Below are 25,832 nucleotides of genomic sequence, written 5' to 3' on the forward strand. Positions count from 1 at the left end.
TTAGAGGCCTCCTCTCAGGCCCGTGCCGCCGCCCTTGCCTCCCGATGCCAGCATCAGGCCCGCTTCCAGGGGATCGAGGCGGAACGGCGAATTCGCCGGCAACTCGCGGAGCGCCTGCCCGAGGAGCTTGTCCCGGTTGGGCAGGTGCAGGTCTTCCGGCACCCGCTGGCCGTTGGCGACGTAAAACACCTCCACCTGGCGGCGGATGGCCACGTCGAGCACAGGAGCCAGGGACATGGCCTCATCCATCTTGGTGAGGATCACGCCGGCGAGATCATCGCCAGCATAGGCATTGACCACGTCGTCGAGGGTATCGCCCCGGCTGGTGGCGTTGAGCAGTAACAGGCGCGACACCTTACCGGCGCCGGTCAGCATGGCGGCCTGCTCGGCGACCATCTTGTCGCGTTGGCTCATGCCCATCGTGTCGATCAGCACCATGTGCTTGTCGCGCAGGCCGGCCAGAGTCTCGCGCAAATCGGTGGCATCGCGGACTACGAAGACTGGCACGCCGAGGATGCGGCCATAGATGCGCAGCTGTTCGTGGGCACCGATCCGGTAGCCATCGGTGGTGATCAGGGCCAGCTTGTCGGCACCGTGGCGTACCACGCAGCGGGCCGCCAGCTTGGCCGTGGTGGTGGTCTTGCCGACGCCGGTGGGCCCGACCAGCGCATACACGCCACCGCGGTCGATGATGTCCACGTCGCTGGCCATCGAACGGAAACGCTGATCAAGGGCCACCTGCAGCAGGCGATGCGCCTCCTCGGGCGCCTCGTCCTCCGGCACTTCTTCAGCCAGTTCGCGCGCCAGCATTGCCGAGAAGCCAGCCTCAAGCAGATCACCGATCAAGCGCGTACGCCCGGGCGTCGAACGGGCCATCTCCCCCCACGCGAAGCCGGCGAGCTGGCGCTCCAGCATGCCGCGGATGGCGGCCAACTCGTTGGCCATCTGGGAGTTGGCATTCTCCAGGGCGCGGATACGCGCCTCTTCCTCAATGCCTGCGGGGCGCTGGCGGGCTGCATTGTCGCGGGCCGGCGTCGCTTCCCGCGGCGGAACGGACTCGCTGCGCAGCGGCGAGCGGGGCGCCGGCGCCACCGCATGTTCTGCCGGCGGGCGGCGGACCTGGGCCGAGGCAGCGTTGAAAACGTCGCGGTTCAACTCGACGCGCGGAGGCGTGAAGTTCTGCACCGTCGGCGCCGGACGCTGGGGCGCAGCGGGGCGCGGCACCGACTGAGTCGGCGGCACGGACGCAGCCGCTACTTGCTGGCGATTGCCAGCCGCCCGTGAAAGGCTGACCCGGAAATCGTCGTCGAAGAAATCCTCGGGAGGCTTGGGAGCAGCCGCCGGCGCGGGAGCCGGGGCGGCAGCGGGCATCGCCTGCGCCTGGCTGCGCGCACGCTGGGCCGACTGCATGCTGGCCACGTCGCCAGCCGGCAAGGCCAGAATCTCGACGCCGCCATTGACGGCCCGATTGGACAGCACCACCGCATCCGGCCCAAGATCATCCTTCAACATGCGAAGGGCCTCGCGAGCGGTTTTGGCAAAGTAGCGCTTGACGTTCATGCTCCTGTCTCCGGGAACGAAGGCCTCAGGGGTCTGGACACGTGCAGACGCCAGCTGGCACTTCGGTAGCTTCCATTGTCGCCGCCCCGGCGCCCATCGAAGGCGCGGAAAAGACAGGTTTTAAGGCGCTATTCCCGCGCCAGTATCCGGGCGTTCTTCAGGACGTCACGGCGATCATCGCGGAAACCCGGATCAGACGAGTCTCGGGAACCTCGGAATTGGCCACCACCTTGAGGCTCGGCACAGCCCTGCGCAAGAAGCGTGACAGCAGCCAGCGCAGCGGCGCGGGCACCAGCAGCACCGGCGGCAAGCCGATGTCCTCCATGCGCTGGGCCGCCGCCGCGGTTTCGCGCAGCAGCGTATCGGCCAGGCCCGGCTCGATCGCCCCGCCCTCCGGTCCGCCGCCGGCCATCGCCTGCATCAGCACCCGCTCTAGCCCTGGGTCGAGGGCCATGACCTGGACCTCCCCGTTGCCCGGGAAAAGCCCTTGCACAATGGCCCGCCCCAGAGACTGGCGGACGCGGGTGGTAAGCTCCAGCGGATCCTGAATCCGCGGCGCGAACTCCGCCAACACTTCGATGATGGTGCGCATGTCGCGGATATTGACGCCCTCGTCGAGCAGGTTCTGCAGGACCCGCTGCACCGTGGCCAGCGACAGCATCTTGGGCACAAGGTCCTCCACCAGCTTCGGCGTTTCCTTGGCGATATGGTCGAGCAGCGCCTGGGTCTCGAGACGGCCGAGCAGCTCGGAGGCATGGCTGAGGATCACGTGATTCAGGTGGGTCGCCACCACCGTGCTGGCATCGACCACCGTATAGCCGAGCGCGTGGGCCTGCTCCCGCTGGCTCGCGTCGATCCACACGGCCGGCAGGCCAAAGGCCGGATCGGTCGTCTCCCGGCCATTGAGCGGACCGGCCACCCGGCCGGGGTTGATCGCCATGAACTGCCCGGGGAAGGCCGCCCCGGTGCCAACCTCGACCCCCTTCAGGACGATGCGGTACTCGTTGGGCTTGAGTTCCAGGTTGTCGCGAATATGCACCGGCGCCGCCAGGAAGCCGATATCGCGGGCAAACTTCTTGCGGAGCCCACGGATGCGCTTCAGCAGCTCGCCATCCTGGCCCTTGTCCACCATCGGGATCAGCCGGTAACCGACCTCCAGGCCCAGCACATCCACTGGCGTCACGTCGGCCCAGCTGGCCTCCTGACTCTCGACCGGTGCGGCCGGCGCCTCCGCCGGCGCCTCGGCTTCCTCGACGATCTCGGCCTGGCGCGCCCCGCCCTTCCAGGCCAGAAAGCCCAGACCACCGGCCAGCAGCAGGAAGACCAGATTCGGCATGCCGGGGATCAGGCCGAGGATGCCGAGGATCGCCGCGGTAAGGATCAGCACCTGCGGGTTGGTGAACACCTGGCCAATCAGCTGGGAACCCATGTCCCCCTCGTCGCCGACCCGGGACACCACCAGGCCCGCCGCAACGGAGATGATCAGTGCCGGCAACTGCGCCACCAGGCCGTCGCCGATGGTCAGCAGGGTATAGTTGTTGGCGGCCTGACCCAGCTCCATATTGTGCTGGAGCACCCCGACGACCAGGCCACCGACCACGTTGATCACCATGATCAGGATGCCGGCCACCGCGTCGCCGCGCACAAACTTCGAGGCACCGTCCATCGCGCCGTAGAAGTCCGCTTCCTGGGCGGTTTCGGCACGACGGCGCTTGGCCTCCTTCTCGTCGATGAGGCCGGCATTGAGGTCGGCGTCGATGGCCATCTGCTTGCCGGGCATCGCATCGAGGGTGAAGCGCGCGCCCACTTCGGCAATCCGTCCGGCACCCTTGGTGATCACCACGAAGTTGATCACCGTGAGGATGATGAACACCACCAGACCGACCGCAGTGTTGCCACCGACGAGAAAGTGCCCGAAGGCCTCGATGACCTTGCCCGCCGCATCTGGCCCCTTATGACCGTCCAACAGCACCACCCGAGTGGACGCCACGTTGAGGGACAGCCGAAGCAAGGTGGTCACCAGCAGCACCGTCGGAAATACCGAGAACTCCAGCGGCCTGAGGGTGTACATGGCGACCAGCATGACGATCACCGACACCGCGATGTTGAAGGTGAACATCAGGTCCAGCACGAAGGCCGGCAGCGGCAACACCATCATCGCCAGGATCAAGACGATGAGCAGCGGCCCGGCCAGGGCACGGATGTTGCTGGGCGCGAAGAGCGTTCGCAGGTTCAGGCTACCATTCATGGGGGCCATGATCCTCCTTCTCCAGCCCGATGAAAGGCGGGAGAACACAGGGATTTACCATCCAATTCAGGGCGAGCGGCGACGGCGGGCTCACTGCAGCTCGGGACGGCTCTCCGCGGGATCCATACCAGCCGGCACCGCCAGGCCGGTTGGCACCTCTGGCGGCAAGCCGCCTTCGGTAATCCAGTAGTTGAGCTGATACACGTAGGCCATCACCTCAGCAACCACCGTATAAAGAGCCGCCGGAATCTGTTGTTCGAGTTCGCAATGCGCGTACAGGGCGCGCGCCAGCGGCGGCGCCTCAAGAACCGGAATGCCGTTCTGCTGGGCCAGTTCTCGAATGTTCTGGGCGATCAGGTTCATCCCCTTTGCAATGACTACCGGCGCACCAGCGGCCTCCGGGTCATAACGCAGCGCTACCGCGTAATGGGTCGGGTTGGTCACCACCACGTTGGCGGTCGGCACATTGGCCATCATGCGACGGCGGGACATTTCGCGCTGGGCCGCCCGGATGCGCGCCTTGATCTGCGGATCACCCTCCTGCTCCTTCATCTCCTGGCGCAGCTCTTCCTTGGTCATGCGCAGCTTGCGGTGGTATTCCCACAATTGGTAAGGCACGTCGAGGGCGGCAATCAGCGCCAGGCTGGCAACGATCAGCAGGGTCGAGAACAGCACCAGGCTGGCAAAATCGTCGACGCTGGACTCGATCGGCTGCATCATCAGGCCGAACAGATGATCCCGTTCCCGCCACACCACCCACACCCCGACACTGGCCACCAGCACGGCCTTCAGGCTGGCCTTGACCAGCTCGGCCAGACCATGGGTCGAGAACATGCGCCCGAGGCCGGGCAGCGGATTCAGGCGGTTCAGATCGGGCGTAAACACCTTGGTAGAGAACACCCAGCCCCCCATCACAAAAGGTGTGACCAGAGTCGCCAGGACCAAAGCCATCAACAGCGGCGCAATGGTGATCAGCCCGTCAAGGGACAGGGCCGACAGCACCTGCCCCATGCCCCCCGGCTCGAACGCAGCCTTGCGCTCGAAGGACAAAGCCGACTTAAGCAGCCCCATCATGCGCTGCCCACTCCAATGCCCGAGCACGTACAGGCCCACCACCCCGACAATCAGCAGGATGAACGTGGACAGCTCGCGCGAATGGGGCACCTGCCCTTCTTCGCGCGCCTGTTCTAGCCTTCGGCCTGAGGCCTCTTCTGTTTTTTCGGCGTCGCTGTCTTCAGCCACGGACGATCCGGAAAGTGTTCAGGGGTGATCAGGATACGCGCCGGCAGAACGGCGCGCAGCACAAAACAGCAGGCCTGTGCGCCCACCGTCCTGGCGCTGACATCAGGGTGCTGAGCCACCCTGCAACAGGCCCCGCAGGCTGTCCGTCTCACGCTGGAGTTCGGACAGCTTCAGGCTGAGCAGAATGAGGTGCTCTTCCATCATGTCGAGGATGTCCTTGCATGCCTGCACCGGACTGCCCGCCAGCACGCGGGTCATGTCAATCCGGGACTGCAGCGCGGAGAGCGGGCCTTCCTGGCCCGGGTGCATCGCGATGCACTGGCGCAGCGCCATATCCCGGGCCTGGAAAAAAGCAGCGGGATCATGCTCTGCGAGGTGTTTCCAGTAGTCGAAATCGAAGCCACCCACACACCCTCCTCCTGCCGGACAAAGGCGCGCGACGCCTGTAAGGCGAAGGGCGACGGCAGTCAGGAACTATCCTAACCGACCGTCGCCCAACTTACGAGCGCCGAATGTCACAAGCCCGTCAGGCCGCCAGCGCGGGCACCTCCAGCTTGGCCAGCAGCTCCCGACGCGATACGCCACCACCGCGGGTGTCGCCGAGGGCGCCGAGCAGTTCCTTCATGTCGAGGATCAGCACGATCTGGCCATTGGACAGGGTGGTGACGCCGGCCACACCCTTCGGACGGAAATCGTCGAGGGACTTGATCACTGCATCCTCGCGACCGGCAAAGCTGTCGATGGCCAGGATGAAGCTCTGCTCGGCGCTCTGCATCAGCACGCCGTACTCGGGCGTCTGCACCGGCTCCCAACCCAGCAGGGTAGTCAGCGGCATGATCGGAAGGACTTCGCCGCGGACGACCATTGTCGCCCGGCCACCGACTTCCTGGACCTCGGCCGGCTCGATCGGCAGGATCTCACGGACCATCGACAGCGGCACCGCGAAGGGCTGCTCGCCGAGGCGCACCAGCAACACGGGCAGGATCGCCAAGGTCAGCGGCAGGCTGATGACAAAAGTCGTCCCCTTGCCGAGGCTGGAGCGGATGTCGATGGAGCCATTGAGCTTTTGGATGTTGGTGCGCACCACATCCATGCCGACCCCGCGTCCAGACACGTCGGAAATCTGGCTGGCCATCGAGAAGCCGGGCAGGAACACCAGGTTGAAGCTCTGACGCTCGTCCATGGTGTTGGCTTCCTCATCGGTGATGAGCCCCTTCTCCACCGCCTTGGCACGCAGGCGCTCGGCATTCATGCCGCGACCATCGTCAGCCACGAGGATCACGATGTGATCGCCTTCCTGCCGCGCCTCGAGACGCACGATGGACTTTTCAGGCTTGCCGTTGGCCAGACGCTCCTGGGGATCCTCAATACCGTGGTCCACGGCGTTGCGGATCAGGTGAATGATCGGATCGGACAAGTCCTCGATCATTGTCTTGTCGATTTCAGTTTCCTCGCCGGCCAGCACCAGCTCCACGTCCTTGCCGAGGTTGCGCGCCAGGTCGCGGGCAATCCGCGGATACTTCTGAAACAGGCGGCCGATGGGCTGCATGCGGGTCTTCATCACCGCGTTCTGCAGGTCGGAGACCAGCAGGTCGAGCTGGCTCACCGCCAGATCGAGGGCGTGCAGGGTCTCGGTGTCATTGCGGCCATTCAGGATGTCGCTGCGCAGCGCATTCAGGCGGTTCTTGGTCAGGCCGATTTCGCCGGACAGGTTGAGCACCTGGTCGAGACGCGACGTGTCGACGCGAATCGAGTTGTCACGGGTCTTTTCGCTATCACGACGGCCGATCGGCCCGGAGGCACCCGGCTTGTCGGTAGCCCGTCGGCCAACTGCAGCCTTGATGACCTGATCGGGCGTCTTGTGGGCCAGCGCCTCGTCAGACTGATGCATCACCACCGGCGGGGGGGCTTCAATCGTCACCGGCACGGGCGCGGTAACGGTCGGCGTTGCGGGCTTGCTTCCGGTCACGGTCTCGAAGAGCGCATTCCAATCCAGGCCATCGGCGGAAGGCGCCGCGGCTGTCGGCGCCTCAGGCGCAGCCACCGCAGCGGGCGGAGGCGCGGGCTGCGCTACGCGCGCTGGAGCGACCGCCGACTCTGGGGACAACCCACCAGCGATCGCCAGGCGCAAGCTCTCGATAAGGCTGCCGGCCGCAGCCGGGGGCTGCACGCCCTGCTCCAGATAGCCGAACATGTCGCGGACGGCACCAGTGGAAGACAGGATCACGTCCATCACCTCCGGCGTCACCTCCAGCTCGCCATTGCGCAGCTTGTCGAAAAGGTTTTCGGTGAGATGACATAGGGTGACTAGCTCGGTAGCGTTCAGGAAGCCCGCCCCGCCCTTGATGGTATGGAACCCCCGGAAAATGTCGTTGAGCAGCCCCTTGTCATTGGGTGCCCGCTCGAGGTCCACCAGCTTGTTGTCCACGCCCGACAGGAGATCTCCGGCCTCGACCAGAAAATCCTGCAGCAGGTCTTCCATCCCGCCAAAATCGCTCATTTGCTCTGCTCCTTGCGGACTCGCCCGCTACCTTCCGGTCAGAAACCCAGGCTCTCCAGCAGGTCGTCCACCTGCTCCTGGTTCGACACCACATCATCACGCCCGACGGCGTTGATCACCGGACCATTCAGGAGACCGTCCTCCACCTTCCGCTCTGCCGGAATCGCCTCGATCAGCACCTGCAGCAGCTGCTTTTCGAGATTCTGTGCAAGATCCACAACCTTCTTGATGACCTGCCCGGTCAGATCCTGGAAATCCTGGGCCATCATGATTTCCATCAGCTGTGCGCTGGTGTCGCGGCTGCCATTCACTACGGTACCGAGGAAGTCGCGCGTCTCGCCGGCCAGTTGCCGGAACTCATCCGGACTCAGCTGATTGGCATAGAGCCGGTCCCAGCGAGCCCGCAGCGCGCCGGCATCAACCTCGATCCGATCCTGGATCGGCTTGGCGATATCGGTGGCATTGAGCACCTTGCTGGCCGCCTGCTCGGTCATCTCAGCGATGTAGGTGAGGCGCTGGCGGGCATCCGGAATCGCATGGGCCGCCTCCTGCAGGCTGCGGTCGTAGCCGAGCTCACGCAGGGTGTCATGAAGCTGCCGGGTCATCACGCCGATCCGATTGAAGACTGCATCGCAACTGTGAGGCCGCTCTTCCGCCGCAACAGTCGTGTCTTCCGAGGAATACTCGCTGGCCACCGAATCGAACAAGGCCTGGAGCTCATCGTCATCCCCTCCGGCACTGCTGGCCGGCGACACGACCTCAAGGCGGGGTGGCGGTGCAGCAGGAGCTGGCGGGGCTCCGTCGGCAATGCTGTCAAAAAGGGCTTGCAGATCGTCGTTGTCGCCGGATTCATCGAATTTAAGCCGTTTTGCCATGATGGATTTCCGTCTCGTCAGCTGCCGTCAGGCAGCCTTCTTGCCCATCTTTTCGAAAATCTTCTCAAGCTTTTCGGAAAGGGTTGCCGCCGTGAAAGGCTTGACGATGTAGCCGCTGGCACCGGCCTGGGCCGCCGCGATGATGTTTTCCTTCTTCGCCTCGGCGGTGATCATCAGCACCGGCAGATGCTTGAGGGCCGGGGTCGCACGGATGTTCTGCAGCAGGGTCAGGCCATCCATATTGGGCATATTCCAATCCGTCACCACGAAGTCGAACGGCAGAGAGTTGAGCTTCTGCAGCGCGATCTGCCCGTCCTCTGCCTCATCCACATTGGTGAAGCCGAGTTCCTTCAGTAGGTTGCGGACAATCCGACGCATGGTCGAGAAGTCGTCGACAACGAGAAATTTCATCTTGGGGTCTGACATATTGTTGATCTCCGTTCAATCCCGGTAGGCCCGCATCAGCAAGGGGCGCAGGGTGTCAGCCAGGACTTCGGCATCGAATTTGGCCACGTAGGAATCGACACCGACACTTTTACCCATCGCGCGATTGGCTTCCGACGACAGGGACGAGTGCATAACAACCGGAATACCCTCGAAACGGGCGTCCGACTTGATGTTGCGAGTCAGCACGTAGCCGTCCATCTCGGGCATCTCCGCGTCGACCAGAATGAGATTGAGTTCATCGGACAGGCTGGCACCACGCTGCTGGGCATGGGTCGCCATCCCTTCCAGGCGCGTCCAGGCCTCAAGGCCGTTGAGGGCATGCTTGTGACGCACGCCGAGCTTGTCCAGGGTTTCCACGATCTTCTTGCGGGCGACCGCGGAATCATCGACGAAGAACACCGTGGCGTCCTGCCCGCCTTCCAACGGGTGGATCTGGCCAACGATTGCCTCACCGAAGGTACTGGCGAGGATGGTTTCCACGTCGAGGATGGAGACCAGTTTGCCGTCCTGCAGTTCGGTGATCGCGGTGATGAAATGATGACCGGACGAGGTAACGTTATCCGGCGCACGCACCTTGTCCCATTCGACGCGGATGATGCGATCCACCTCGTGTACCAGGAAACCCAGCGTGCGCTTGCTGTACTCGGTGACCATCATCGAGCCGCCCAGCGGATCGCCGGGGGCGGAAATCCCCATGATCTTGGCCAAGGCAAGCACCGGGATGACGTTGCCGCGCAGGGAAATCAGCCCTTCCACACCAACCGGCATATTGGGCGCCTTGGTGATGAAGGGGGTACGGGACACCTCCCGCACCTTGAACACGTTGATCCCGAAGATCTCCTGGGTACCCAGGGAAAACAACAGGATTTCCATGCGGTTGGAGCCCGCCAGCTTCGTGCGGGCATCGACGGCCTCAAGCAGCCCACGATCGACATGATCCATGCTCATCATGCTCCTCTACTTCCTTCAGTCCGCCTTCGCTGCGGTGCGCTGGGTGATCAGGCGGCGCAGCACTTCGGCCAGCCGCTGCGGCTCGAACTTCGCAACGTATTCATCAACGCCCACGGAACGGCCAAGTTGCTGGTTGGACATGCCGGACAGCGACGAATGCATGATCACCGGGATCCCTTCGAACCGAGGGTCGGTCTTGATCCGCTTGGTCAGGATGTAGCCGTCCATCTCGGGCATTTCCACGTCGGTGAGGATCAGCGCCACCATGTCCTTGACCTTGCGTCCGCTGGACGCCGCGAAACTCGCCAGCTTCTCGAGCTCGTCCCAAGCCTGTCGCCCATTCACCGCCCCTACATAGCGCACGGCCAGCGCGTCGAGGGTGCGCTCGATTTGCTTGCGCGCGACGGAGGAATCATCGGCGAAATAGACGGTCAGCGGCTCATCGACCGAGATCGGCTCGATGCCCTTGAACAGGAATTCGTCGTCGTAACGGGTCGTCTCTGACAGCACCTTCTCGACGTCGAGCAGCATCACCAGCTTGGGACCGGGCAGTTCGGTCACCGCAGTGACCAGCCCACCCAGGTTGGCCGTCAGCATGTCCGGCGGAACCCGCATCTGCGACCAGTCCAGACGCAGGATGGTATCGACCGCCTCAACGAGAAAACCTTGGGTGTGCCCGTTGTACTCGGTGACGATCATGATGTCGCGCGGGCCTTCACTGCCCATGCCGGCATACTTGGCCAGATCGACCACCGGCACCAGCACGCCGCGCAGGCTGACCATCCCCTCCACCGACGACGGCATTTCCGGCGCGGCAGTGATGGGAGGCGTACGCATGACCTCACGGACCTTGAAGACGTTGATGCCGAAGGTCTCACGCCGGCCGGTGCGGGGATCGACCCCGAGGGTAAACAGCAGGATCTCGAGCTTGTTCGTACCCGCCAGACGGGTACGCGCATCGATGTTCTTGAGAAGTTCGGACATGCTCACTCTCCGTCGCAGACTACCTGCCGTCCCGATGGGGCAGGCCTCGACTTGGAAGCAATATCGGCGGGGGGCAAACAATCTTGAGGATTGTCAAACACCATTTCACGCCTCTGCATAATGACAAAACGGCCCGCAACCAGGCGGGCCGGACTTTCTCGGGAGCGCTTCGGATCAGGCCCGGTAGCCGATCCGGAAGCCTCCCCAGTGACGACCATTCACGTAAATCGGTGCCGAAATGTCGTGCATGATCTCGCCCGTATCGCGCCGATAGGTCTGGATCAGGAACGGCATCTCATGCCTTCCGCATTGTTTTCCAACCGGATCATCGAAGATCCGCTTGCCCCGGTTACCGACGAAGTCCTTGTCGTAATCCCCCGTCAGCGCCTGACTGAAGCGCTTGTTGTGGGTCGGCACATAGGCATTGCGATCGGTACTGATGGCGTAGACCATTTCCGAATTGCCATCCAGCAGACGCTCCTGGATCGCTGGGAACAGCCGGTCGGTCAATGCATCGAAGCGCGTACTGTACTTCTGTGGGCGAGTATTTGGAATCGGCTTGTAGCTGTCGTCGAAAGCATCGGCCTCGCTGATCTGTCCGCCAGCGATGGCTTGCTCGAGCAACTGGCCGATCTGCCGGGCCGCTTCCCGCACGACGCTGGGCATCTTCTTGTGGACGCTCATCGCCTGCTCGCCCTGCGGGCCAAGCTTGAAGACGCGACTGATTTCCTTGAGATTCACCGCCAGTCCGCTGAGGCTGGACGCCTCGTCGAGGGTCTCCTGGGCACCGGCCGAATTACGGCCAACCATATCCATGATCTCCCGCACATGGCCGACGATCTGGTCGGCCTCGCGGCTGTGGGCATTGATTGCGTCGGCGATGGCATCCACCTTTTCCATCGTCTGCTGGGCCCCCTCGTTGATCTGCTGGAGGGAGTCCGCGGCTTTCTGGGCCAGCGCCGCGCCGGCATGGGCCTGGGCGCTGCCAGCATCGATGGAGGCGATGGCCGTCTTCGTTTCGGCCTGGATCGCGGAGATCATCGTGCTGATCTCAGTCGTCGCCGACGAAGTCCGCTCGGCCAGCTTGCGCACCTCGTCCGCCACCACCGCGAAGCCACGCCCCTGCTCACCCGCACGGGCCGCCTCGATGGCGGCATTGAGGGCCAGCAGATTGGTCTGATCGGCGATCTCGCGGATGACCTTGACGATCCCGCTGATTGCCTCGGAACGCTCACCGAGAGCGGAGATGACCTGGGCGGAATCCTCGACGGAGCGGGCGATCTGCTCGATCTCCCGCGACGCACTGGTAACGATTTCCGCCCCCTTGATGGACAGCTCGCGCGCCACCTGGGCATTGGTCGCCGTCTGGCTGGCATGGTCGGCAACGGCATTGACGCCCGCCGTCATCTGCTCAATGGCAACGGCCATGCTTTCGGCCGCGGCCTTCTGGCTGCCCGAGCCCTGAGCCACGCTCCCCGCATGGCCGGACAGCAGATCCGCCGCCTCGGACACCCGCTGGGCGTCGAAGATCACCTTGCCGACGATTCCCTGGAAACTGCCGATCAGTTCATTGAAAACGGCCTCGACCTCACCGACCTGACCGCTGGAAACGGGAGCCCGACGGGAAAGATCCCCGTCCTTGTGCATGGCCTTGATAGTGTCGCGCAGCTCCGCGAGGGGGCGCACGAAGATGAATCGGGTCGCTGCCAGGACGGCAACACCAACCACACCGCCAAGCACCACGCCCGCCAGGGCAAGACCCGCCCCAAAGGGCACACCAAAAGCCAACCCGATCGCGACGCTGCCTCCCGCGACGATCAGGCCGGCAATAAGGGAAAAAAACTGAATTTGCATGATGTCCGGCCAACCCCGTGTATTGAAATGGGTATGGGCAGGCGTTTGCGCCTCCCCCGGGAACCGGCACGCCCCCCGCGCGCCGGAGCCTCCGCTCCGTTACCTGTTATCGACAGGTAACACGAACGTCGCCCACTTATCGGCCGGTGGACACAGAACTTTAAAGATCGCCTACGGCTCGGAGCACAAATCCGTCACACCCGGACACCTGGGAATACAGCTGCAGACGGAAGCGCGGGATCATCAGTCGATGGGGAACAGCTTTCCGAAATTGGCGATTTCGAGCACCTGGTGGACACTTCCCTTGGCATTCGCCAATCGGACCGTCTTGCCGGCGCCCTTGGCCTTGTCCCGCAACATCAGCAGCATGCCGAGCGCGGAGCTGTCGAGATAGGCCACGTTCGCCAGATCCACGGCCACTTCGGAGGTGTCGGGGCTGCTCAGGGCCCGGTCGACGGCATCGCGGAATTCCCGATGGGAATTGAAATCGAACCGGCCCGAAAGCTGAATGCGGGCCTGATTCTGCTGGGTACTGACTGTTGTATCCATATATGTAATGCCTCTGCTTTGCAATGACTCGCTTTTTCAACCAACTGGCAGTCGCCAGCGTCACCCTCGCATTTTCACACTTTTCCGCGCCGCTCACCGCCCCGTAAACGTGCCAGCACACGCTGACCGACATCCTTGAGGGACACGACCTCATCGAGCGCCCCGACACTGGCCGCCTCCCTGGGCATTCCATAGACGACGCAGGAGTCCTGGTCCTGCCCGATCGTCCACGCGCCCGCCTTATGCATCGCCAGCAGGCCCTGTGCACCGTCCTTACCCATGCCGGTGAGGATCACGCCGATGCCGTTGGCACCGACCTGACTGGCCGCAGAATGAAACAGCACATCCACCGCCGGCCGATGGCGGTTGACCGGTTCCGAGTTGGCCAGTTCACACACGTAGCCTCCTCCGGAACGACGCACCGACAGATGGGAATGACCGGGAGCCAGATACGCCGTTCCCGGCATCACCCGCTCGCCGTGCTCAGCCTCCTTGACCCTCAGACGGCACAGGCCATCGAGGCGCTTGGCAAAGGACGCAGTGAACATCTCGGGCATGTGCTGCACGAGCAGGATGCCCGGCATCTGCGCCGGCAGCGAACAGAGCACCTCCTTGATCGCTTCCGTTCCACCCGTGGACGCACCAATCAGGACCAGCCGCTCCTGAAGGATCTTTTCCGGCAAACCCGACGTCCCGCCAGCGGCGGCGGGACTCTCGCGCGACACGGCGCCAGCCCCGGACAGGGATGGCGCGGCAGATGGCCGAGACTGGAGGCGGGCACCACAGGCGGCCCGGATCTTGTCGCAGATCTCGATGCGGTACGCCTCGATACCCGACGGCAGGTCAAACCTCGGCTTGGGCAGAAAATCGACTGCGCCCAATTCGAGGGCCTGCAGGGTCGCCTCGGAACCGTGTTTGGTCAAACTCGAAATCATTACTACTGGCATGGGGCGCAATCTCATCAGACGCTCCAGAAAATCGAGTCCATCCATGCGGGGCATCTCGATATCGAGGGTCAGGACGTCCGGATTAAGGGTCTTGATCATCTCCCGGGCTGCGATGGGGTCGGGCGCCACGCCGACGACCTCCAGATCAGGCGCCGAATTGATCACCTCCGACAGCAGACTGCGCATCAGCGCCGAATCGTCGACGACGAGAACCTTGATTGTCATGCTTCACTTTCAGATCAGGACAGAGCCCGGCACGCGATCAGCCAAAGAGCTCGATATCCCCCTGTACATTGTCGCGCCGCAGACGGGCTTCATATTCACGCTCGCGAGCGATGAGCGTGTCATTCTTCACTCGCACCAGCTTCTTCATCATCACGCGTCCGCTGGCCGGGAAGAAATAAACCTTCCGCGGATAAATGTCGAGTAGATCCTGCGCAACAATGGGTATGCGTTCGGTCTTCAGATAGTTGAGCACGAATTCGGCGTTCTTCTCGCCCACCTGGGCCTGGCTCAAACTCGCCAGCACCTTTCCCCCACCGAAGACCTTGGCTTCAAGGCTGCTGCGTCGGGCACCCAGCTTGAGCAGATGATTGAGCAGGACTTCCATCGCATACGCACCATAGCGGGCCGACGAGGAAAGGACGCCCTCCCCGCCATTCTCTGGCAGCATGAAATGGTTCATCCCCCCCAGGCCCTTGTCCCGGTCCCGCACGCAGGCCGTCACGCATGAACCCAGTACCGTAACCAGAACGATGTCGGAGGTGGTCACGAAATACTCGCCGGGCAGCACCTTCACCGCATCGCAATCGAAAGTCCGATCAAAGTAGCGGTTTCCTGCCAGATGTTCCACATAACCGGGATCAGCGTGCACGGACATCGGCCCTTTCGTAAACGGTTCGGCCGAGGGAGCGGAAAAGATCTGCCGAATGCAGGAAACTCTCCGAATGACCGGCGAACAGCAAGCCATCCGGCTTCAACAGCGGAACGAAACGCTGAAGGATGCCATGCTGTGTCGGCTTGTCGAAGTAGATCATCACGTTGCGACAGAACAGTGCGTCAAACGGCCCCTGCACGGCCCAGCTCTTGTCCAGCAGGTTGATCCGCCGGAACTCGATCAGACGCTGTAACTCGGGACGCACGCGGGCCTGGCCGGCCTGCGTCCCGGTCCCCTTCAGGAAGAAGCGCTGCATGCGCTCCCGCGACAGGCGCTCGACCCGGTCCAGACCATAGACCCCCTTCTCTGCCGTTGCCAACACATTGGTATCGATGTCGGTGGCAATGATCTGCACCGGCGGGCTCAGACTGTTGAAGGCCTCGCAGGCAGTGATGGCCAGGCTATACGGCTCCTCGCCCGTCGAGGCGGCACTGCACCAGATCCGGAAAGGCGAGCGCGCGACATGCTTCCTGAGGCGCTCGGCCAGGATCTCGAAATGGTGGGCCTCCCGAAAAAAGGAAGTCAGATTGGTGGTCAGGCTATTGACGAAGGTTTCCCACTCCTGTGGCTCGCGCTGGGCCCGGTCAAGATACTCGCCGAAGGTACGATCGCCCCGCGCTCGCAGGCGGCGGGCCAGGCGGCTGTACACCATGTCCTGCTTGATCGGGGACAGGGAGATGCCGGCATGGCGGTAGATCAGGTCGCGGACACGCTCGAAATCCGCTGACGAGAACTGGAATTCGCGATCCGGGGACGCCGCTGCGGGAGACCGCGGGACAGGCGCTAGAGGCCGCGCCGTCGTCCCAGAACGCGATACGGCCGTGTCCCGGGGCGGCACTGCACTACGGGAAAAAGGTTTGTCCGACATAAGCCGCTCTTTAGAACTCTTCCCATTCATCATCGAGGTCACTACCGACCACGCCACCGGTACGCCGTACCTTGGGCAAGGGCGCAGCGGAGCGGACCGCAGCAGGTGCAGGCCGCGACGCACGCTCGGGCAGACGCGACACGTTATCGGCCATCAGGCGCCCATCGGCGACCGCCGGCGGCACCTGCTGGCTGGCCTGCAGGCGGAACATCGCCACAGCCCGGACGAGGCTGCGGGCCTGGTCTTCCAGGCTCTCGGCCGCTGCCGCCGCCTCTTCCACCAGCGCCGCGTTCTGCTGCGTCACCTCGTCCATCTGGCCCACCGCCTGCGTCACCTGCTCGATCCCGCCGCTCTGCTCCTGGCTCGCCTCCGAGATGTCCGTCACCAGCGCCGACAGCTTCTGGAAGTTCGAGACCACGTCTTCCATCGTCTGCCCCGCTTCATTGACCAGCCGGGCTCCGTCTTCCACCTTGTCCACACTGTCCGCGATCAGCGCCTTGATCTCCCGCGCCGCCTGCGCGCTACGCTGCGCCAGGCTCCGCACCTCGCTCGCCACCACCGCAAAACCACGCCCCTGCTCGCCCGCCCGCGCAGCTTCCACCGCCGCGTTGAGCGCCAGAATGTTCGTCTGGAATGCGATTGAGTCGATCACCCCAATGATGTCCGCGATCTTCTTCGAGCTCTCCTGGATCGAGCCCATCGTGTCCACCACCCGCGCCACCATCTCGCCGCCCTGCGCCGCCACTTCGTTGCTCGAGCTCGCCAGCTCCCGCGCCTGACGCGCGTTATCCGCGTTCTGACGAACCGTCGCGTTCAGCTGCTCCATCGAGCTCGCCGTCTCTTCCAGGCTGCTCGCCTGCTCTTCCGTACGTGCCGACAGGTCCGAGTTGCCCGCCGAGATCTCCTGCGCCGCCACGTTGATCGACTCCGCAGACTCCTTGATCTGCCCCACCACTTCGCGCAGACGCTCCACCGTCGTGTTCGTATCGTCCTTCAGCTGTCCAAACGTCCCGCTGTATTCCGCCGTGATCTTCTCCGTCAGGTCACCCCGCGCAATCGCGTTCAGAACCCGCGCAAGGTCGTTCAAACTCCCCGCGACCCCCTCCATGAGGCGATTGATCCCATCCGTCAGATCGACAAAGAAGCCGGTCTTGCCCTCGCGCTGCAAACGGGCCGAGAAGTCACCATCCGCCGCTGCCGACACGATGGCCTGAATTTCACGTTCAGCAGCCAGCTCATCGGTACGGTCACGCCATTCGCCAACCGACCCCAGGCGCTCTCCGCCCGCATTGAAGATCGGACTGGTCACCACCTCGAAACTACGCCCGCCAATCTCCATCATGCTGCGCGTGGTCTGCTGCAGCGCCGCCAGGCGCTGGCGTGCCGCAGACGGATCGGCATACAGGCGGGTGATATCGCTACCAACGAAGCTGTCGGCGCGGAAACCCGGGACGCTCTTGCAGATTTCCCCTTCGATTCCACGAATGGTCTTCACCAGAGCTGGATTGGCATAAATAACCCGGCCATCGGGCTCGGCGATCCGCACGTTTGTCTCGACGCTGTCCAACGCCTGGCGGATACGTGCGTTCTCATCACTGACCCGCTGTTGCTCGGCAATATCGCTGCCCAGCTTGACCTGCATCGCCTCGATCGCTTGCATGACGCGCCCCACCTCGTCATTGCGGCTGACATCGATCTCGTTGTTGTAACGGCCGTTGGCCACACTCTGGGCAGTCCGTACCATTGCCGCCAACGGACCCGCGATCAGGCCACGCAACAACACAAAGATGAGCCCCGCCAGCAACACCGTTGCGAGCAGGCTGATGCCAAGCAGCATGACGCCGATATTGCGGGAAACGCTCTCGAATTCATCCATGTAGGTGCCGCCGGCGATCAGCCAGTTCCATTCAGGAAAGCTGTCGAAAGCCACAACTTTGTCGCGGGCCGAGGTCTCGTTCAGTTCTGCATTCAGCCACGGATAACGGATCACCCCCTGCTTTCGCTCGAGCATCTCGCGGATGAACGGGCGACCACTCGCATCCTTCGATTCGAGAACACTCTGCCCTTCCTTGGCCGGATGAACGACCAAGGCTCCCTGGGTCTTGCCCGCCGTGGAGTCCAGCACATAGGCATAACCCGTGTCGCCGAAGCGGACAGTCTTGATCTGCTGGCGCAAAGCCGCCATTTCCTCTGCAAACTTGCGTCCGACAAAGGTGGCACCAATCACCTTCCCACTGGCATCCTTGATCGGAGCATAGCCAGTGTAAGCATCGACACCGAACAACACGGCCTTACCCACGTAGCGCTCACCGGCCAGCAAACGGGCATAGGCAGGGCTGTCATGGGCCAGCGTAGTCCCGACGGCACGCTCGCCGTTCTCCTTTTTAACCGATGTGGCGACCCGGTAGAACTCGTCTCCTTTACGGGCAAAAAGAGTGGCCACCGCGCCACTGGCGGCGGTGAAGCGATCCACCTCCTGGGTACGCAGGTTCATCACCGTGCCGCCGTTGAGCAGCACAGGCATACCCTCACCAGCGGCATTAACGCTGAATCCGTCCCCCAGACTGGCCGCAAAGAGGTTACCTAGCCTGTCGGTTTCGACGCGCAAGCTCTGTGCCTTGGATTCGACCAGCGCTCGTACGGCCGCCACCTTATCGGAAACCACGGCCAACCCCTGCGCTTCGAGCGCCTCGCTGGCCCGTCCGCGCATGTACAGCGAACCTGCTCCGAGGATCACCGCCAGCGCAAGCGTTGCAGCCAACGCAGAACGCGCGGCCAATGAGGTGCTGCCCAGCCAACGCCCGAACCTGAGCGCGACACCAGCCGACACGACCTTGCCATCCACGATCTGCTTGCCGCCGGCCTTACCCTCGCGAAACTGAGCATAGGCCGCCTCTGCAGCGCGAATCTTGTCCGCGCTGGCCTTGCGTCGCACTGACATGTATCCAAGAACGCGACCGTTGTCGAAAATCGGCGAGGCATGGGCTTCAACCCAGTAGAAATCCCCGTTTTTGCAACGATTCTTGACCATCCCAACCCACGGACGCCCTGCCTTCAGGGCCTGCCACATGTCGGCAAAGGCCTCCACCGGCATATCAGGATGGCGCACGATGTTGTGGGGCTGACCGAGCAGTTCCTCTTCGGTAAACCCACTGATCGCGATGAAGTCCGAATTGATATAGGTGATCTGCCCCTTGAGGTCGGTCTTGGAAACGATCAGCGTCGTTTCCCTCAATTCAACCTCGTGCTGGGTCACCGGCATATTTATTTTCATCTCGAATCCTTCCCTCGCCACCTGCACACGACAGCCAATGGCCAATCAAATGTTCAAAACTCTTCCCACTCGGCTTCCGCCAGATCTACGCCCCCTGCTTTCAGCTTGGGCAAGGGTGCAGCCACTTTGCCCCCTCCCCCCCCTTTTTCACCCCGGGCGCGGGACGGCAAAGGCGTAACACTGGCCTTCGGAGTGGCGGGTATCGAGGCGGGCATAGGGAGCCCCTCACAGCTCTGCTTCATATGGCGTATTTCTTGAATCGTTTCGTCGGAAAGCACCGCGAATTCATTGAGCAGCAAACGCCGCGCGCCGGCATCGTCTCCATCTTGTTTGGCACGGATAACCGCACCTGCGCAAGTATGGAAATCCGCGTGCTTGCTACGCAAAGCAGCGTAATGGGAATTGCCGGCGTAACGCTTGCCTTCACCATGGATCCAGCACCCAAGTACGCACTTGTCGTCACGGGACACCACGACCGGATCCAGAGCCTCGCCTTCGCCAGACAGGTAGTTACGCAACTTGTGCTTCCAGCCCATGTGCGCCTGGATCACCCCATCGAAATCCAGGCTCGCAGGCGCAGGCTCCCCAGCCTGGGCGACCAGGCGGAAGGTGCTCACAGCCCGGACGAGGCTGCGGGCCTGGTCCTCCAGGCTCTCGGCCGCTGCCGCCGCCTCTTCCACCAGTGCCGCGTTCTGCTGCGTCACCTCGTCCATCTGGCCCACCGCCTGCGTCACCTGCTCGATCCCGCCGCTCTGCTCCTGGCTCGCCTCCGAGATGTCCGTCACCAGCGCCGACAGCTTCTGGAAGTTCGAGACCACGTCTTCCATCGTCTGCCCCGCTTCATTGACCAGCCGGGCTCCGTCTTCCACCTTGTCCACACTGTCCGCGATCAGCGCCTTGATCTCCCGCGCCGCCTGCGCGCTACGCTGCGCCAGGCTCCGCACCTCGCTCGCCACCACCGCAAAACCACGCCCCTGCTCGCCCGCCCGCGCAGCTTCCACCGCCGCGTTGAGCGCCAGAATGTTCGTCTGGAATGCGATTGAGTCGATCACCCCAATGATGTCCGCGATCTTCTTCGAGCTCTCCTGGATCGAGCCCATCGTGTCCACCACCCGCGCCACCATCTCGCCGCCCTGCGCCGCCACTTCGTTGCTCGAGCTCGCCAGCTCCCGCGCCTGACGCGCGTTATCCGCGTTCTGACGAACCGTCGCGTTCAGCTGCTCCATCGAGCTCGCCGTCTCTTCCAGGCTGCTCGCCTGCTCTTCCGTACGTGCCGACAGGTCCGAGTTGCCCGCCGAGATCTCCTGCGCCGCCACGTTGATCGACTCCGCAGACTCCTTGATCTGCCCCACCACTTCGCGCAGACGCTCCACCGTCGTGTTCGTATCGTCCTTCAGCTGTCCAAACGTCCCGCTGTATTCCGCCGTGATCTTCTCCGTCAGGTCACCCCGCGCAATCGCGTTCAGAACCCGCGCAAGGTCTTCAAGACTGGTGGAAACGATCCCCATCAGGTTGTTCATGCCTTCGGCGACCGTCGCAAAGAAACCGGCCTTGCCTTCAAGAGACAGGCGACGGGCAAAGTCTCCAGCCACTGCGGCATCGAGCAACCCCGCGAGTTCCTGCTCGACCCGCACCTCGTTGGTACGGTCCTGCCATTCCACCACCGACCCCAGACGGACGCCCTGGGTGTTGACCACCGGATTGGCGACCAGTGCAAACGTACGCCCGCCAATCCGGACGCTGGCTTTGTGCTCGCCCTGCAGATGGCCGAGAAGGTTGCGCTGGTGCGCCGGGTTCTGATGGAAGTCGTCGAAATTGCGGCCCACCAGCCCCGCCACACTGAAATTCGGCAGGTCGCGGCGGATGTCGGCTTCCGCATCACGCAACATCCCCATCACGGCTTCGTTGCAGTACACGATCTGTCCGTCATTGTCGGCCAGCATGATGCTGGTCGACGCCTTGTCCAACGCATTGCGGACCCGCAGATTGGTTTCTGCCACTTCATGTTCAGCGAGCAGGCGTGCCTTGAGGCTAGCCTGCATGGCATTCAAGGCTGCGGCAATCTCGCCGAACGCATCACGGGAACTCACATTCACCGGCTCATCGAGAACTCCGTCCGCCATGCGCCGCACACCGGCCTGGATCTCGCCGATGCCGTCCAACATGGTGCGGCGGAAGCCCAGAAACAGATAACCCACCACCAGCAGACTGAACAGGATCACGCCAATCGCCGTCCAACGTGCCATGTAAAGGCGCTGCAGACGCAACTGGAGGTAACGGTCGAACTCCTGGACAGCCACGTCGAGGATTGCGTAACTCGCATCCACGGCCTTGGAGCCCTCCTCGAACATCTGGGCAGCACCAATCGACACGTCCGAGCCCTTCAACACATGCTCATCGACCAAGACACCAAAGCCTTTCACCGCCGCATCGAAGTTCTGTCCCGGCACATCGAGGCGGGCACGCAGCGCCTGCCCGTTGCTTCCGACCTTGACGATAGCCGCCTCGACGCCCTCCCGCCCGTCCGCGAGACGTCGCATGAACACGTTCATGTCGATACGTTCGGCCTCCGTGCTGTGCTGACGGATAGCCAGGGCGGTTCCCATGGCTCGCGCCCGCCCGGCATCCTCGGCCAGCGCCGGCAGACGGACCGTAAACAGGTCCATCAGGTAATAGGTTTCCAGTTCCGGATCGAGGGTGGCATTTGTCTTGTCGGCCACCATGGTGATGAAGCGGCGGACCTGGGCAATGTAATCCGTGTGCAGCTTGAAGCTCTCCGCGCTGCCGACGCTGACCGCCTTGGCCTGCACCTCGGTCCACCCCTGACGAAGGGCGGCCCAGTCGGCGCTCACCCCAAGCCCCTCACCAAAACGGGCCGATGCCGCATCGCCTTCGGCGATGGCCTTGTCCGCCTCCGCCCGCAGCTCAGCCAGCTTACCGGCAAGCGACGCATTCCCGCCGATCACGCCCTGAGCCACGCCACGATGGGTCTGCAAAGCCTGCATCAGGTGACGTGCCGGCATCACCAGCGGCGCAGCCTGGGTTTCCTTTTCGGAAAAAGCGATATCCCCTTCGACCCGGGCCAGCAGCATGTACGCCAGTACCACCACGGACACCATGGCGATCAGACCGAGCAGGAGCATCTTGCCCTGCACGGACAGGCGATTCATCACTCCAACCGCGGGAGACAGGAGGGTAGTCATGACAAAGACTTTCTCAAGAGACAGGAACGAGAGCCGGGACAGGCAGAACGCGTAGTCAAGCTGCCGCTTCGTCCACCAGGGCCATTTCACTGGAGAGCATCAGCCGCTCGATGTCGACGACGATCAGCATGCGTTCGCCGAGCGCACCCAGACCCATGATGTAGGCGGTATCCACGGACGAAGCAAAATCGGGAGCTGGACGGATCTGCTCGGGCTTCAGGGCAATGACGTCGGAGACCGCATCGACCACCATGCCGACGATGCGGCCGCCGATATTGAGGATGATCACGACGGTAAAGGGGGTGTATTCCGCAACGCCGACGGAAAACTTGATGCGCAGATCAACGATGGGCACGATCGTGCCGCGTAGGTTGATGACCCCTTTGATGAAGCTGGGGGCATTGGCGATGGTTGTCACCGCATCATAGCCACGAATCTCCTGAACCTTCAGGATGTCGATGGCGTACTCCTCTGCACCGAGGGTGAAGGTAAGCAATTCCTGCACGGCGCCGGAGTCCTCGGGCTCCTGCGCGGCAGTAGTATGGGCGGCCTGCAGCATGGCAACACTCCTCCAAGGGAACACTTGCCTTTACGGCACGAGACACCTTTTCTGAAGCCGGCGGATAACAGCGACACCAAAAGTTACCCGTCCGCCGAAAGCCCTGCCGGGGCGGCACCAATGCGTTCAGGCGGCAGCTGGCAGCACTCGCCGAGCCATCCCGACCAACATCGGCACATCGAGAATCAGAGCCACACGCCCATCGCCCATAATCGTGGCACCGGCAATACCCTGGACCCGGCGATAGTTGGCCTCCAGGCTCTTGATCACGACCTGGTGCTGACCGATAAGCTGGTCGATGAACAGGGCTGCACTCTGTCCATCCGCCTCGAGCACCACCATGATGCCTTTCGACCAGTCGGTGATCGCCCCGGGGATACGGAACACTTCATGCAGACAGATCACCGGCAGGTATTCGCCACGCACCTGGATCAGGCGCTCGACGCCGGACACGCTCTTCATCATGCCCCGCTCGGGCTGCATGGACTCCATCACGTAGCTGAGCGGAATGATGTAGGTTTCCGGCCCGACCCCGACGCTCATGCCATCCAGAATCGCCAGCGTCAGGGGCAGGCGCACGGTGATCCGGGTTCCGATACCCGCCATCGAATCGAGCTCAATCCGCCCGCCCATCGCCGAAATGTTCTTCTTCACCACGTCCATGCCGACGCCACGCCCGGATACTTCGGTCACCTGATCTGCAGTGGAGAAGCCCGGCTCCATGATGAGCTGCCAGACCTCCTGATCGCTCATCGAGTCGCTGACCAGCATGCCGCGCTCCCTGGCCTTGGCCAGGATGCGCGCGCGGTTGAGACCCGCGCCGTCGTCGCCGACTTCAATGACGATGTTGCCACTTTGATGATAGGCGCTGAGGGTGATCGTGCCGGTTTCGGACTTGCCCGCAGCACGACGCCTCTCGGGGGTTTCGAGGCCATGATCGAGGCTGTTACGCACGAGGTGGGTCAGCGGATCGGTGATCCGCTCGACCAGGCTCTTGTCCATCTCGGTGCTCTCGCCGATGGTCTTGAGCTCCACCTGCTTGCCCAGCTTTTGGGACAGATCCCGCACGACCCGCGGAAAACGACTGAACACCACCGAGATCGGCATCATCCGGATCGACATCACGGACTCCTGCAGGTCACGGGTATTGCGCTCAAGCTGCGCCAGTCCGTTGATCAGGCGCTCACAAATAACCGGGTCCACATTCACCGCCGCCTGGGTCAACATGGCCTGGGTAATGACGAGCTCGCCCACCAGATTGATCATCTGGTCTACTTTCTCGACGCTGACCCGGATGGAACCGCTATCGCCGCCACCCGGCGCACGCGCGGCAGGCCTGCGGGCAGGCACCTGCGGCACGGCGGCGACGGCTGCCGGAGCATCAACTGCAACGCTCGCATCGACCTGTTCGGGAGAACTGGTCGCCGGCGCCTCGGGCAAAGGCTCAAACAAGCCATACGCCGTTTCCTGGACCGCCGTAACTCCGGACGGCTCCGCATCGGGCACCGGCAATTCGGTAAAGAAACCGTAAGGCTCGGCCGCCTGCTGCTTGGCTAGAAGGCTGGCCACTTCTTGCTCGTCGAAGAAGCCATAAGCCTCCTCGGTCACCGCCGCGCCGGGCACAGACTGCAGCGGCTCGAAGAAACCATAGGCATCGTCACTGCTACGCCACTCGCTGCCACCCGCCACCTCGGGGATGTCTTCAAAGAAGCCGTATGCCTCCTCTTCTGCTCCCCCTCCCGCTAGCGGCTCGATGCGCAGCGAGGCTGCTTCGGCCACGAACTCGAGAAGGCCACGCAAGAAATCGCCATCCTTGTCGGTTTCGATGCGCAGATGGCAACGACGCTCGCCCGGCGTCGGGGCCTCCAGCGTCTGCACCACACCGATGCGCCCAAGCTCGGACAACAGGTCAGCAAACGTATCCCGCTCCCCACCCACGTCCCCGACCAGCGTAAATAGCAGGTCGAAACCCGCGGACGACGATGACTCCTGCGGCGGCACAACGGCGGGCCCTTCAGCCTCACCTCGGGACGGCTCATCGAGGGCCCGGCATAAGGCTTCGAGCCGGTGACAGATGGCCTCCGCCGCCTCCCGATCCGCCTCGTCCTCGCCGCGGTGGGCCGCCAGCAGGTTCTTCAGCACATCCCCAGCCACCAGCGAGGCATCGACCATGTCGTCCGTCAGAGGCGCCTCACCCTTGCGTACGCGGTCGAGCATGGTTTCAAGGATGTGGGTAACCTCCATCATGTCCTGGAAGCCGAAGGTCCCGCTCGACCCCTTGATGGAATGGGCCGCCCGGAACAGGGCGTTCACATCTTCCGGATCGGGAGCGCCGGGATCGATGGCAAGCAGCAATGCTTCCATGCTCGCCAGGTGCTCCGCGGCCTCCTCGAAGAAGACCTGATAGAACTGGCTCATGTCTATGGCCATGACTGCCTCCCCTGATGCCCGCCCTGTACCAACCTGATCAGCCGATGACCTTCTTGACCACTTCGATGAGCTTCTGCGGATCGAAGGGCTTGACCAGCCAGCCCGTTGCGCCGGCCGCCCGCCCCTGCGACTTCATCGTGTCGGAAGACTCGGTCGTCAGCATCAGGATCGGCACGCTGCGGTACTGGGGCATCGCACGCAGCGACTTGATCAACGACAGGCCATCCATGCGGGGCATATTCTGGTCGGTCAGCACCAGGCTGCAGGCCTTGGCCTTGGCCTTGTCGAGGCCATCCATGCCATCGACGGCTTCGACGACTTCGTAGCCGGCACTTTTCAAGGTGAATGAAACCATCTGCCGGATGGAAGCAGAATCATCAACAGTCAGTACGATCTTGGCCATC

Annotated in this window: 19 protein-coding genes; all 19 read right to left on the reverse strand. The window is 63.0% G+C overall.

Annotated elements, in window-relative coordinates; genetic code table 11:
• The 19 genes from flhF to ACE3RX_RS17430 all read right to left on the reverse strand — a co-directional run bounded on the left by flhF (position 1) and on the right by ACE3RX_RS17430 (position 25,831).
• A complete protein-coding gene (gene flhF, locus ACE3RX_RS17340) occupies positions 1–1,560 on the reverse strand; it encodes a flagellar biosynthesis protein FlhF (RefSeq protein ID WP_374486234.1) in 1,560 nt (519 codons plus the stop codon).
• A 157-nt stretch (positions 1,561–1,717) separates the two neighbouring features.
• Complete coding sequence (gene flhA, locus ACE3RX_RS17345) at positions 1,718–3,808, reverse strand: flagellar biosynthesis protein FlhA (RefSeq protein WP_374486273.1); 2,091 nt, start codon at positions 3,806–3,808, stop codon at positions 1,718–1,720.
• A gap of 90 nt (positions 3,809–3,898) precedes the next feature.
• Positions 3,899–5,050: a flagellar biosynthesis protein FlhB gene (gene flhB / locus ACE3RX_RS17350; RefSeq protein ID WP_374486235.1), complete on the reverse strand. Its 1,152-nt coding sequence runs from the start codon at positions 5,048–5,050 to the stop codon at positions 3,899–3,901.
• Positions 5,051–5,152: 102 nt separating this feature from the next.
• Entirely contained in the window at positions 5,153–5,458 is a 306-nt protein-coding gene (locus tag ACE3RX_RS17355; protein WP_374486236.1) for a DUF3135 domain-containing protein, read from the reverse strand.
• Positions 5,459–5,576: 118 nt separating this feature from the next.
• Positions 5,577–7,550: a chemotaxis protein CheA gene (locus tag ACE3RX_RS17360; RefSeq protein WP_374486237.1), complete on the reverse strand. Its 1,974-nt coding sequence runs from the start codon at positions 7,548–7,550 to the stop codon at positions 5,577–5,579.
• A 38-nt stretch (positions 7,551–7,588) separates the two neighbouring features.
• A complete protein-coding gene (gene cheZ / locus ACE3RX_RS17365) occupies positions 7,589–8,425 on the reverse strand; it encodes a protein phosphatase CheZ (protein ID WP_374486238.1) in 837 nt (278 codons plus the stop codon).
• 27 nt (positions 8,426–8,452) lie between these two features.
• Entirely contained in the window at positions 8,453–8,851 is a 399-nt protein-coding gene (cheY, locus tag ACE3RX_RS17370; protein ID WP_079432693.1) for a chemotaxis response regulator CheY, read from the reverse strand.
• A gap of 15 nt (positions 8,852–8,866) precedes the next feature.
• Positions 8,867–9,814 carry a chemotaxis protein gene (locus ACE3RX_RS17375; protein ID WP_374486239.1) on the reverse strand — a complete coding sequence of 316 codons (948 nt, stop codon included), beginning with the start codon at positions 9,812–9,814 and terminating at the stop codon, positions 8,867–8,869.
• Between the two features lie 24 nt (positions 9,815–9,838).
• The gene (locus tag ACE3RX_RS17380) at positions 9,839–10,807 is read right to left on the reverse strand and encodes a chemotaxis protein (RefSeq protein WP_374486240.1); all 969 of its coding nucleotides are present in this window, start codon (positions 10,805–10,807) and stop codon (positions 9,839–9,841) included.
• Positions 10,808–10,981: 174 nt separating this feature from the next.
• Positions 10,982–12,661, reverse strand: coding sequence for a methyl-accepting chemotaxis protein (locus ACE3RX_RS17385; protein ID WP_374486241.1), 1,680 nt, complete (start codon positions 12,659–12,661; stop codon positions 10,982–10,984).
• A 243-nt stretch (positions 12,662–12,904) separates the two neighbouring features.
• A complete protein-coding gene (locus tag ACE3RX_RS17390) occupies positions 12,905–13,210 on the reverse strand; it encodes an STAS domain-containing protein (RefSeq protein ID WP_374486242.1) in 306 nt (101 codons plus the stop codon).
• Between the two features lie 74 nt (positions 13,211–13,284).
• Positions 13,285–14,382 carry a chemotaxis response regulator protein-glutamate methylesterase gene (locus ACE3RX_RS17395; RefSeq protein ID WP_374486243.1) on the reverse strand — a complete coding sequence of 366 codons (1,098 nt, stop codon included), beginning with the start codon at positions 14,380–14,382 and terminating at the stop codon, positions 13,285–13,287.
• A 37-nt stretch (positions 14,383–14,419) separates the two neighbouring features.
• Positions 14,420–15,037, reverse strand: coding sequence for a chemoreceptor glutamine deamidase CheD (gene cheD / locus ACE3RX_RS17400; RefSeq protein WP_374486244.1), 618 nt, complete (start codon positions 15,035–15,037; stop codon positions 14,420–14,422).
• Positions 15,021–15,962: a CheR family methyltransferase gene (locus ACE3RX_RS17405; RefSeq protein ID WP_374486245.1), complete on the reverse strand. Its 942-nt coding sequence runs from the start codon at positions 15,960–15,962 to the stop codon at positions 15,021–15,023. The genes cheD and ACE3RX_RS17405 overlap by 17 nt, the downstream gene beginning before the upstream one ends.
• 10 nt (positions 15,963–15,972) lie before the next feature.
• Positions 15,973–19,236 carry a Cache 3/Cache 2 fusion domain-containing protein gene (locus tag ACE3RX_RS17410; protein ID WP_374486246.1) on the reverse strand — a complete coding sequence of 1,088 codons (3,264 nt, stop codon included), beginning with the start codon at positions 19,234–19,236 and terminating at the stop codon, positions 15,973–15,975.
• A 53-nt stretch (positions 19,237–19,289) separates the two neighbouring features.
• Positions 19,290–22,529 (reverse strand): methyl-accepting chemotaxis protein, encoded by a 3,240-nt coding sequence (locus tag ACE3RX_RS17415; RefSeq protein ID WP_374486247.1) that lies wholly within the window; start codon positions 22,527–22,529, stop codon positions 19,290–19,292.
• Entirely contained in the window at positions 22,495–22,998 is a 504-nt protein-coding gene (locus ACE3RX_RS17420; protein WP_374486248.1) for a chemotaxis protein CheW, read from the reverse strand. The genes ACE3RX_RS17415 and ACE3RX_RS17420 overlap by 35 nt, the downstream gene beginning before the upstream one ends.
• 126 nt (positions 22,999–23,124) lie before the next feature.
• Positions 23,125–25,428: a chemotaxis protein CheW gene (locus ACE3RX_RS17425; RefSeq protein WP_374486249.1), complete on the reverse strand. Its 2,304-nt coding sequence runs from the start codon at positions 25,426–25,428 to the stop codon at positions 23,125–23,127.
• A 37-nt stretch (positions 25,429–25,465) separates the two neighbouring features.
• Positions 25,466–25,831 carry a response regulator gene (locus tag ACE3RX_RS17430; protein ID WP_374486250.1) on the reverse strand — a complete coding sequence of 122 codons (366 nt, stop codon included), beginning with the start codon at positions 25,829–25,831 and terminating at the stop codon, positions 25,466–25,468.
• Between the last annotated feature and the right edge of the window lies 1 nt (position 25,832).

The sequence above is a fragment of the Zoogloea sp. genome (assembly GCF_041914405.1).
Taxonomy (GTDB): Bacteria; Pseudomonadota; Gammaproteobacteria; order Burkholderiales; family Rhodocyclaceae; genus Zoogloea.